This window comes from Acinetobacter sp. 809848 (assembly GCF_000581275.1).
Classification (GTDB): domain Bacteria; phylum Pseudomonadota; class Gammaproteobacteria; order Pseudomonadales; family Moraxellaceae; genus Acinetobacter; species Acinetobacter pittii.
The window spans coordinates 26612-37877 of the sequence record NZ_JEXG01000038.1 but is presented as its reverse complement, the minus strand read 5'-3'; the positions used below and the strand labels follow the sequence as shown (position 1 = coordinate 37877).

General features: G+C 38.3%; 12 protein-coding genes and 1 pseudogene. 12 read left to right on the top strand and 1 reads right to left on the bottom strand.

Going from position 1 to position 11266, the window contains the following annotated elements; all coding sequences use genetic code 11:
• Window positions 1-165: 165 nt before the first annotated feature.
• Both J536_RS20570 and J536_RS24870 read left to right on the top strand, forming a co-directional pair.
• Window positions 166-711: a hypothetical protein gene (locus J536_RS20570; RefSeq protein ID WP_032063812.1), complete on the top strand. Its 546-nt coding sequence runs from the start codon at window positions 166-168 to the stop codon at window positions 709-711.
• 922 nt (window positions 712-1633) lie between these two features.
• A complete protein-coding gene (locus J536_RS24870; RefSeq protein ID WP_068791395.1) occupies window positions 1634-2866 on the top strand; it encodes a hypothetical protein in 1233 nt (410 codons plus the stop codon).
• A 163-nt stretch (window positions 2867-3029) separates the two neighbouring features.
• On the opposite strand, the gene J536_RS20565 is transcribed toward J536_RS24870, so the two are convergent.
• Window positions 3030-4067 carry a hypothetical protein gene (locus J536_RS20565; RefSeq protein ID WP_032063809.1) on the bottom strand — a complete coding sequence of 346 codons (1038 nt, stop codon included), beginning with the start codon at window positions 4065-4067 and terminating at the stop codon, window positions 3030-3032.
• 50 nt (window positions 4068-4117) lie between these two features.
• Here J536_RS20565 and J536_RS25885 point away from each other — a divergent pair.
• From J536_RS25885 to J536_RS20520, 10 genes and pseudogenes are all read left to right on the top strand, one after another.
• Window positions 4118-4422: pseudogene (locus tag J536_RS25885) on the top strand (hypothetical protein); the annotation flags it as partial.
• Window positions 4391-5032: a putative metallopeptidase gene (locus tag J536_RS20560; RefSeq protein ID WP_032063807.1), complete on the top strand. Its 642-nt coding sequence runs from the start codon at window positions 4391-4393 to the stop codon at window positions 5030-5032. The pseudogene J536_RS25885 and the gene J536_RS20560, both read left to right, overlap by 32 nt.
• 58 nt (window positions 5033-5090) lie before the next feature.
• Window positions 5091-5561 (top strand): DUF2280 domain-containing protein, encoded by a 471-nt coding sequence (locus J536_RS20555; RefSeq protein ID WP_032063806.1) that lies wholly within the window; start codon window positions 5091-5093, stop codon window positions 5559-5561.
• Window positions 5551-6978 (top strand): phage terminase large subunit, encoded by a 1428-nt coding sequence (terL, locus tag J536_RS20550; RefSeq protein WP_032063804.1) that lies wholly within the window; start codon window positions 5551-5553, stop codon window positions 6976-6978. The genes J536_RS20555 and terL overlap by 11 nt, the downstream gene beginning before the upstream one ends.
• Window positions 6975-8417, top strand: coding sequence for a DUF4055 domain-containing protein (locus J536_RS20545; RefSeq protein WP_032063802.1), 1443 nt, complete (start codon window positions 6975-6977; stop codon window positions 8415-8417). The genes terL and J536_RS20545 overlap by 4 nt, the downstream gene beginning before the upstream one ends.
• A 10-nt stretch (window positions 8418-8427) precedes the next feature.
• Window positions 8428-9531, top strand: a complete 1104-nt coding sequence (locus tag J536_RS20540) for a minor capsid protein (RefSeq protein WP_032063801.1) — start codon at window positions 8428-8430, stop codon at window positions 9529-9531.
• On the top strand, window positions 9528-9758 hold the full coding sequence (locus J536_RS20535) for a hypothetical protein (protein WP_032063799.1): 231 nt from the start codon (window positions 9528-9530) through the stop codon (window positions 9756-9758). The genes J536_RS20540 and J536_RS20535 overlap by 4 nt, the downstream gene beginning before the upstream one ends.
• A gap of 21 nt (window positions 9759-9779) precedes the next feature.
• On the top strand, window positions 9780-9995 hold the full coding sequence (locus J536_RS20530; protein ID WP_032063798.1) for a hypothetical protein: 216 nt from the start codon (window positions 9780-9782) through the stop codon (window positions 9993-9995).
• A 52-nt stretch (window positions 9996-10047) separates the two neighbouring features.
• On the top strand, window positions 10048-10362 hold the full coding sequence (locus J536_RS20525) for a Gp49 family protein (RefSeq protein WP_032063796.1): 315 nt from the start codon (window positions 10048-10050) through the stop codon (window positions 10360-10362).
• 115 nt (window positions 10363-10477) lie between these two features.
• Complete coding sequence (locus J536_RS20520; protein WP_031968575.1) at window positions 10478-11245, top strand: DUF6651 domain-containing protein; 768 nt, start codon at window positions 10478-10480, stop codon at window positions 11243-11245.
• The last annotated feature ends 21 nt before the right edge of the window (window positions 11246-11266 follow it).

The following is an 11266-nucleotide window of genomic DNA, read 5'->3' as shown; positions in this document are numbered from 1 at the left end:
CGGTATCTGGAGCGGAGGACGTCACACAAGGGGAAAAGGTTACATCGGGGATATGGAGAAATATAACTCGGCAGCAATGATGGGTTTTACAGTTTTACGGTTCAGTACAGAGCAAGTGAAGTCAGGTTTAGCGGTTCAGCAGATAGAGAAAATGGTGAGTGAAAGATGAGTGCAGCAGTGACAGAAGAATTATCAAATCTTGAATGGGTCAGTCAGCAAATGAGAGCTAAAACGGCAAGCTATGAAACTTCTGCTGTCTCGACAGGAGAGAAAGCACCAACATGGGAAGAGCGTTGTGGGGCAATCGCATCAATTGAAGATGATGTAACTAAGGCATATTGCGAAATGTTGGTATGGGGTGATTCTCGCGACAATACGCAAGCATTTAAGACGCTTGTTGAGCATATCGGTTCAATTTTGCATGAAGTAGCAATTAAAGAGCGTCAGCGCCATCACTTTAATATGAAGTTGTTTTGTATGAAGATAGCTCGTATGCAGGTGTTCTTTAGAATGCGTCCAGTTATTAAAGAAGACAGAACATTGCAAGGCCAATTGAAATTCTGTGGTATTGATGAAGTTAAAGCAGATACTTATAGCAAGAACTATGCATATCTTGGGCTAATGGTGGATATCATTCTTAAGGATATGGAAGACGAGATAGATTTTTATATTGGTGAATATAGAAAAAAGTTAAACAGAACAATTAATTGACAGCTTTACGGATTTAAGGTAATGTTTTTATATACTGGTCTTATATTGTTTTTTAGACCAAACAGTTTTTTACCGAGTTATGACTGGTGTTTCATTAGCACTTGAAATGAGCACCACTTTATTAGGTTTTAAGTGCACTAGTGTTCTTTTACTGGGATACCAAATAGCATCTTCTGCGGCAACAATTTGCTTTTATAAGGAGAAGTTTATGGATCAATATTTCAGTACGTTCCAATACGTATGCGGTATGGGTGTGGTCCTAGCGATTTTGGTGGTAGATGCTAGATATCCCTGTCGAAGAAGTTACAGTTACTGAGTCAATAAAGTTTTAACCAAAGTCATGGGGTTCGAATCCCCACTACCACGCCATATATTAAAAAGCCCACTAACGAATTAGTGGGCTTTTTTGTTATTTAGTTGAAATTTAAAAAAATACTTTACATATTGATTTTTATGGAAATAATTAAAAATAAAACTTGCGGCTAGTTTGAAATGAGTTCAAAGTATGTTCTAAGGAGAGGTTAATATGAGATTATTCCCTAAGGACGATACGAACTATACTTTTACATTGACGAATGGGAAGAATGATTTTATTTTTCAGTCAATAGAAGGGGATAAAGAGCTATTCTGTATTACATCAACTGGCTATTGTCTTAACATAGAATCTTCAGAAATTTATCCCGAATTTATTGGAAATGAAATTGAATTAGTTTTGTCTATGGGCTCTAGTTTAGTTTCTTCTAATCTGTTCATTAGAAAATTACTTAATATAACTTAGTATAAAAGTTCATTTCAGTTTTTGATCTGTTTGACAACGCAACTAGCCCCGCTAAATATCGATTATTGGCGGGGCTTTTATTTTTCTATGAGTTGAAAGGCATATACTGTATAAAAGTAAAATCTTTTGCAGAGATTGAATTCCATGCCAATATTTACTTTAAATAATAATGAACTAAATGCAGTTGAGACCACCTCTTTTAAAGAAGAAGCTATTCTGGAAAGACTACATCTCCAGCAAGCACTCAAGAAAAATATCGGGGTAATTGCTGAGGACTGTCTCATTATTGCTGAAGAGTATGCTGAATGGGATGGTTCAAAGAGAAGAATTGATTTACTGGCAATCGATAAAAATGCAAATCTTGTAATTATAGAGCTGAAGCGTACAGACACTGGTGACCATATGGAACTTCAAGCTCTCCGGTATGCATCAATGGTCTCTACGATGACTCTGGATATAGCAATAGATATATATCGTCGATATAAAATAAATAATGGCTATCCAGCTTTTGATCACGACAATGCACGTAAAGAAATTTCAAATTTTGTAGATGTTGATAATCTGGATGAAAGTAATTTTGCGGATGACGTGAGAATCATTCTGGTCTCATCAAACTTTTCAAAAGAATTGACCACGTCAGTGATCTGGCTTAATGAGCGAGATCTGGATATTACTTGTATAAGAATGCAGCCATACACCCATAATTCTCAGATTCTAGTTGATATTCAACAAATCATCCCTTTACCAGAAGCAAAGGATTATCAGATTAAGGCACAGAAAAAATCAGAAGAAAGACGAGAAGCCAAGCTTACGAATGCAAGGGATTACTCAAGCTTCATGTGCAATGGTAAAACTCTGAATAAACGTTACCTGGCTCTGGAAATTATTAAATGCCGGTTTGATGAAATCGATAATAAGAATATCGAAGATCTTAGAGCAGAGTTTAATGAATATTCGAATCTGGATAGATTGCTGGTTAAACTTGACCAATTGGATGAACAAAGATATGACCGTTATTTTATTGAGAAAGAACATCAGTTACAGATGAGTAATGGAGACATATATGTTATTTCCAATCAATGGGGCAAAGGTAATATTTATCAGTTGATAGAAATTGCAGCCAACTTTAACTATGAAATTATTAACACTTCAAAGGATCAGTTGAAACGTTCAGTTGAATATGGTGATTATTTGATAGAACAGTTAGAAGACGCCACTATACTGGTTTATAAAAATGGCGAGAAAGTATCGGCTTACGGGGTTTTGCTAGAGTTGGCAACTACTAAGGGTATCAGCCATTTAAATAGTAAAGGTGGTAAAAAGAACACGAGGCAACTTGGTAAAGACTTGATTGATCAATTAGACGCTAACTCGTAGATCTATTAAATTTTACCTAATTAAAAACTAGATGCATTAAATACAAAACTTGATCCTGTACAGGGTAAATGCTATTTTTGCGTTATAGTGGTCGAAGCAAAAGTAAACCATTCGACAAACCTCGCATTTGCGGGGTTTTTTAATGAACTTATGGCAATAGCAACTACCCATCTTTTTGAATAGTAAAGTCTTTATTGTGTTTTTGTAAATAAAGATGAATACATTTAAGAAAAAATTGTTTAGTGCTATCCAAGGGGAGGCTACGTACATCACCTTTCATATTATGTATAAATTTATCCCTTACTTTTTTTATTTCATTAAATTCATGAACTAAAGATTTATTTAGATCATTGTGGTAGTAAGCTATTATTGCAGTAAGTTTTTCTTGTAGGCTAAATCTCTCATTATCTTTCATAATAATTCTTTCGTATAGCTTTTCAAGCTCTGGAATCCCCTTAATGATGGTAGTTATTTCAGGTCGAAAGTCTTTAAATTGCTTTACAATAAACATTTCAAGCGCAGTCCAAGCAGCAATAAAGGAAAAAAGATGCCCATGAATGTATGGGGTTAATGAGTTAGAATAAAGATTAATAATTTGGATCAATTCATTCTTTGTAGTAAATAATTTAATCAATTCTTTGGTTGTTATTAATTCATCTGAAGATAGTTTTGTCATTGGCCCAATACTTGAGCTAAGGTTTGGGGTGTCCCAAACGGAATGTATTTTAGTATTATTATCTTCAACATGATATTTACAGTAAATTTGTTCAAAATCTTTACTCAATCTTGATCCTCGTGCAATCGTTAATGAGCTAGATACTAATTGAAATGCAAGATCAGATTGATTTTTTAATGGTGTTTGAGCATATGCTGGTAATTCTGAACACTCCTTCTTGTGACTCATAACATCACTCATTGGCATGCGCGATTCAATATAAAGAATTGCGTGATTTTTTGCATTTAAAAGGAGCCCATTTCTTTTTAACTGTATGTTTTCATTGTTCTGCTTACCGTTATCTTGGTTTGGAAGGGGAAGGAAATTTTCTATTTTTTTGCTGAAGCTATTCATACCAAGAATTTGAATTGTTGTATTGGCGTCTTCATATAATAAATCATTAAGTTCTTCACTAGGTTCATATATGCCTAAAGCAACATAAATACAGCAATGGCATAAAATTAGATCATCTATTGTTAAACTCATTTTTTCTCTATGTTGAATAAATTGGGAATTACCTATAAATGGTAGTCTTTAAAAGAATAAATTTCAAAAAAATTAATTATATTCATTTATTTGAGCACAGGGTTTTGTTTGAAATATTAAGTAGTCCATGGTCAGGTGGGGCGGTGGAAAATTTCCAACGAAAGCATAAAGTATGTAACGTTACGATGTGGCTGAAGAGATGGGTTATATCGTAGTTCGTTTAGAAGCTGCACCTAGATTTAAGAGTAATGAATCTGGACCATTACAGATTCAAGCTCATTTTGCCAGTCAGTGGCTTAAAAATTTAGAGAGGCAAATATTCAATGGATCAGATCAGACCATTCCCACCAACTGATTTTATTGACCAAGCTGAAGAAGAGGAAGCAATTCGTATAACTCCAGCACCAGATTTAAAGAAGTGGGTTATCGCTAATTATTTAACGATTGGTGGACCTCTTCATAACCCAGATCATGACCATATTGCTGAGCTATTACATGATAATGAAGAGTTCTTGGCATTTGCTTGGGCTTCTTCTGCATATAAAAGCAAGCAGGCTATGGTTTTAGGCCAATGTGAAAAAGTTATGTTTAATGTTGGTGGTTGGAAAAAAGCACGCCAGGAACAACAAATGCGTGATTGGTTCGGAGCTGTTCCAACATACTTAATTACAGTCGATGCTTCTTTCTGTGAGCGTGCTAATGATACTGAGTTCTGTTATTTGCTTGAACATGAGCTGTATCACATTGGCGTTATGAAAGATGAAGATGGCGAGATCCTTTATAGCGACAATTCAGGCTTACCTAAGCACTATCTTGCTGGTCATGATGTTGAAGAGTTTATTGGTGTAGTTAAACGTTATGGACCAAGTAAGAACGTTAAGCGACTAATTGAGGTCGCCAAGAATCCGCCGTTTGTTTCGGATCTAGATATTTCAAGATGCTGCGGAAACTGTGTAATAAATTGAGCCTTAAGGCTCTTTTTTTTGCCCTGTTTGCTGTACGTAGCTGTACGAAGGGGAATTTATGGCAGCACTAAAAGAGCCTGTGAAAATATTTATTGTTCAAGCTCTTGCATGCCGTGATACCCCTCAAGAAGTGGTTGAACAGGTCAAGCAAGAGTTTGGAGTTGATATTAGTCGTAGCCAATGTGAATGCTATGACCCAACTAAATATTCGGGCAGAAACTTAAGTAAGAAATTTGTTGAGCTTTTTGAATCAACCAGAGTGAGATTTGATGAAGGCTTAATTGATATTCCTATTGCAAATAAGTATTACCGTCTTAAGCAATACCAAAGACAGCTTGATAGAACTAGAAACGTAAAGACAGCGCTAAAAATTCTAGAGCAGGCTGCAAAAGACATTGGTGGTCAATTTACCAACCGCCAAGAAATAACAGGCAAAGACGGCGGACCATTACAAACGGTTAATTCAGATGTGCCGGTTCCAATGGAAGAGTATTTAAAAGCGCGGAGGGAGGTCTTAGATGAGTACTGATGCGGCTCGGGATAAAGCCATCCAGATCGAGGCGCAAGAAGATTTATATTTCTTCACAAGGTACATGTTTAAGGAGCGCCGTAACTACAAATGGATGCAGAACTGGCACCACTTAGAAATCTGTGAAGCTTTGATGAAGGTTTATCGTGGTGAAACTAAGCGTTTAATTATTAACGTTCCACCTCGATATTCAAAAACTGAAATTGCCGTAATTAATTTTATGGCTTGGTGTTTTGGAAAGAATCCTGATTCAGAGTTTATTCATATCAGTTATTCGGCAATGCTTGCTGCAAATAACGCATTTCAGACTCGCAATATGGTTCAAGAGGAGGCTTATAAAAAGGTATTTCCTGAACTTAAATTGCGTGATGATAGTAAAGCCAAGGATTTCTGGCGTACAGCTGCTGGTGGTGTCTGCTATGCGACTGGTACAGGCGGTACAATTACCGGTTTCGGTGCAGGCAAAATGCGTGAAGGCTTTGGTGGTTGCATCATTATTGATGATCCGCATAAGGCCGATGAAGCTAAATCAAAAACTATCCGTGAAGGTGTGATTGATTGGTTCCAGAACACACTCGAGTCTCGTACTAACTCACCGGAAACGCCAATTATTGTCATTATGCAGCGCTTGCATGAGGATGATTTGGCTGGTTGGTTGTTAGGGAAGAGAGAAGACGGTTTACCAGTTGAGGGCGGTAACGGTGAGGTGTGGGATCATCTTTGCCTTTCAGCAATTCAAGAGGATGGTTCTGCTTTATGGCCAGCTAAACATAATATTCAAAAATTGCAGCAAATGGAGAAAGCTGCGCCGTATGTTTTTGCCGGGCAATACCGTCAAATGCCTTCACCGCCAGCTGGCGGTTTTTTTAAGCCTGACAATATTGAAATTGTTGATGCTTTACCTGCTGATATTGTGAAGCAAGTAAGAGCTTGGGACTTTGGTGCAACTGAGAATGAAGGCGACTTTACTGCAGGTGTGAGAGAAGCTTTGGGTGCAGATGGCTTTACTTATATTGTCGATGTAACAAAAGGGCAACTTGGTCCAGACAATGTCAATAAACGCTTAAAACAAATCACAGAGTTAGATGGGATAGGCGTATCAGTAAGGATTCCTCAAGATCCTGGACAAGCTGGTAAATCACAAGCCAGTTCATTCGTAAAACTACTTGCAGGATATGACGTCAAAGCTAAACCGGTTTCGGGAGACAAACTCACACGAGCACAGCCTTTTGCGGCTCAAGTTAACGTGGGTAACGTCAGAATGCTGAGGGGTGATTGGAATAAAGACTTTATTGAAGAGCTTCGAAATTTTCCGAACGGAACGCATGACGACCAGGTTGATGCTGGCTCGGATGCATTTAATGAATTGAATGGAGGTTTTGAAGCCTTCTTTGCTGATATGGGATTTGCTCGATGAGTGACGTAACTTTTAAACATCCTGAGTATGTTAAAAACTTGCCATACTGGCAGAAGCTAGATGATGTATGTGAAGGTGAGGATGCGGTAAAGGCTAAAGGTGAAAAATATTTACCAAAGCCAAATGCGCATGACAAAACGCCAGCAAACAAAAGTGCTTATTTAGCTTATTTGATTCGTGCTGTGTTTTATGAAGTTACAGGTACAACATCAAACAGTTTAGTGGGTGCTGCATTTGCTACAGATCCAAGCTTTAAGTTTCCATCCCAGCTCGCACATTTAGAACGTAATGCAAACGGCGCAGGCTTAAGTGCTTATCAATTGGCGCAAACAGGTATTCGACATTTATTAAAGCATTACAGATGCGCTTTATATGTTGACTACCCAACAGTTACTCCAGCACGAAATCTTGCAGAGTTTAAACAGCAAAAAGCCTTTCCGATGATTCATTTATTGAATGCGATTGATGTAATCAATTGGGATTCAATGATGGTCGATAATCAGAAAAAGCTTTGTTTGGTGGTCATCCGTGAATTTACTTCAGAACGAGGTGCTGATGGCTTTAGCAAAACTGAGGTAGAGCAGTACAGAGTACTTCGTTTAGAGCCTGATGGTGTAGGAAACTTCATCTATACAGTTCAGGTATACACAAAAGGCGACAAGGGTACATGGAAGGGCGAAGATAAGAAGTATCCAACTGATAATAATGGGGATTTCTGGTCTTATATTCCATTCACTTTTGTGGGAGCTATTGATAACTCCGAAGATATTAAGAAACCTCCATTGCTCCCATTAGCTAATCTTAATTTAGCTCATTATAGAGATAGTGCGGACTTTCAAGAGTCCGTTTTTTATATGGGCCAACCACAGTTTTATGCAAAGGGAGTCAATTGGGCTTGGTACGACGAGGCCAAAAAGCGTGGCATTTATATCGGTGCAAAAGTTCTATTACCTTTACCTGAAAACGGTGATTTGGGGATTGTACAAGCAGATCCAAACACTTTAGCTCGGGAAGCCATGAAGGATAAATGGGAACAGATGAAAGAGATGGGTGCACGCTTAATTGAAAAGGGTTCAGCAGCCAAAAAGACTGCTACTGAATCAAACAGTGATGACGCCGTGCAGCATTCCGTTCTTTCACTTTGTGTTGTGAATATGAATGAAGCTTTTTCGATGGCTTTAAGATGGGCAGCTAAGTTTGTAACGCCTAATGTTGATGTTTTGACTAAAGATGAACTGATGTTCGAAATCAGTCAGGAATTCAATAAACAAGGATATCAAGCTGAACTAGCACGGCAATTGTATGAGGCAGCACTACAGGGCCGTTCTTCATTTAAATCTTGGTGGGAATATAACCAGACTGGAATGTTCCCAAAACAAAAGTATAAAGAAGAGCTGGACAACATCGAAGGCGAAAAAGACGGAACAGTGAATCTATAGGTAGGGTGATATGGCTAAAGATAATAAAAATCTTTTGGAGGTACTCACTCAACACCAGGCTTATCTTTATCGTACTTCTTCGCAATCTGTAAATGAATTATTAGGTTTATTCAATGATGATACCAATGCAATGCTTTCAAAGCTTCGTGATCTATTGGATGAACTAAGTGATTCAGAAAAGATTGCTTTAGCCGGGGGGAAATACACAACTTCAAACCTCAGGGAAATAAGAGATTTAATTTCTCAATGGTTTAGTAGTGTAAACACAAGCTTGCCGGAAGCTTTCGCAGTTTCAGCTACTGCGATGGCCGTATATGAAGCCAGCTATATGGCAAAGTTATTCGGCACAACGATAAATAAACCTGCTGGAGAAAAGCTTTATTCTGCAGCTAAAAAGGTTCCACTTACAGGCGGTGCTCTTGTTGATGATCTTTTATCAAGAATTGCAGAAAGCGCCCGCCAAAAAGTTGAATATGCGATTCGTGACGGGATTAACACTGGTAAAACAAACCAAGAAATTATCCAGCGTATTCGCGGTACCAAACGCCTTAATTTCGAAGATGGTCTGTTAAACAGCACTAAATCTGATATTGACCGCACTGTTAGGACTATACGCAGTCATGTGGCCAATCAAGCTTATTTAAAAAGCTTTAATCAAATGGGTTTTGAATATGTGCGCTTTGTTAGTGTACTTGATGGAAGAACCTCAAAGCTATGTGCGTCATTGGATGGAACCATATGGGAAATTAACGATCCATCTAAACGTGTACCGCCGTTACATCCACATTGCCGAAGCATTTTGGTTCTAGTTGAGAAAGATGGGAAACTTCCAGGGGAGCGTCCATTTGTAATGGATGAGCGCAAAGTAAAGGACATCCCGAAAGATGAGCGCAGCCAATTAATAGGGCAATTGGATGCAAACACTACATTCAAAGAGTTCTTCAAAAAAACTGATGACTTTTTCCAAAAAGAGTGGCTTGGGCCAAAGAGGTACAAGCTTTATAAAGAAGGAAAGTTTGATTTTGAAAAGTTCTTTGATCCTGAAGGCCGACTTTACACATTGGACCAACTTCGAAAGTTGGATGAGCAGAAATTCAAGGAGTTGGGCTTATGATTGAATCAAAAGTTAGACATTTAGTACTTAAGCGTCACCCAAGCTTAAAAGGCTTTTTAGTTGTGTGTGATGAAGAAACTGGAATGCCACTGGCAGGGCAAAAAGCGGTTCATATGAATAGTGATGCTCAAGATGGACCAACAACGATTAGCGTAACATTCGAGGCTTATGGTGAGAATGGAGTCCGCTTAGTAGGTGATGAGCCAAGAGCACTTTTAACAAAGTAAACGTAGCGAAAGGTGGTAAAAATGTCTGAAATATCAGTTGCTGAGTATGTAAAGAGAAAAGAAGAGTTAGAAAGAACACTAACAGGCCATATTGCTGAATTAATCAGTAAATTTGAAAAAGATACAGGTGTAAATATTCAAGATGTTTATGCGAATTTTTCAAGTGCCACATGTTTGGGTGGCTCAGAAAAACACTTTCTAACTGGTGTGACAGTTAAAACCTCAATTTCTAATTAACCCAATTTACTAATTTAATAGCACCTTAGGGTGCTTTTTTTGTGAGAAGAAAATGATCAAAGACGTAACAGAGCAAGAGTTAGTTGAAAAGTCTGTAGCACCTCGAGTAACTAAAACACAAATTGATGCATTGATGGAGCGCGTTTCTTACACGGTTGAGCAATGCCCCGGAGGCACAACCTCTACTTTTGTTCATGCATTTTTAGATGGAAAGTTTTTTCTAGCTTCTGGTTTTAGTGCATGTGTGAATGCTGAAAACTTTGATGCAGAAATTGGTGAACGTATGGCTCGAGGTAATGCAGAAAAGCATGCTGAAAATAAGCTGTGGGAACTAGAAGGCTACCGTTTATTTGCTTCGAACTTTTAAATTATTAAATTGAATTTAAGCGTCCTTAGGGGCGCTTTTTTATTGCCTGCCGAAAGTGGATGCAGACGGCGAAACCGGGTGGATGCCCATTTTGAAAATATAGGTTGGATGACCAATGAAACTTAAAACAGTAACGATCGACGGTAAGGTATATGCGGAAGTAGAGGGTGATAAACCTATCTATGTTCATGATGATGGTAAAGAGATGCCGCATGATGCCGCTCACTCTGTAGCAACTATTGCACGTTTAAACAATGAAGCAAAAACGAACCGTGAAGCGAAAGAAGCGGCAGAAAAAGCTCTAAAAGCTTTTGAAGGGATCGATGATCCAGTGGCAGCTAAGAAAGCAATTCAGACAATGCAAAATCTTGACGATAAAAAGCTGGTGGATGCTGGTGAAGTTGAGAAAGTGAAAGCTGAAGCTATCAAAGCTGTTGAAGATAAATACGCTCCAATCGTTCAACAACGTGATGCACTTGAAGCTTCTTTACATAAAGAGCTTATCGGCGGTGGTTTTGCTCGTTCTAAGTACATTCAAGACAACATTGCAGTTCCAGTTGATATGGTTCAGGCAACCTTTGGTAATCACTTCAAAATCGAAGATGGCGAAGTAGTTGCCTACGACCAAAAAGGCGAAAAGATTTATTCCCGCGTCCGCCCTGGTGAACTTGCAAATGTTGATGAAGCTTTAGAGTCCTTGGTTGGTGGATACCAGCATAAAGACTTAATCCTTAAAGGTGGTAAAGGAAATGGCGGTGGTTTCCAAAGCGGGGGCAAAGGTGGAGCACCTGCAGGTATGAAGCGCAGCGAGATGTCAGTATCTCAAAGAGCAGATTACATCAAAGAACATGGCCAAGAATCCTTCCTAAAACTACCGAACTAATTATTAAACATTTGGAGATAA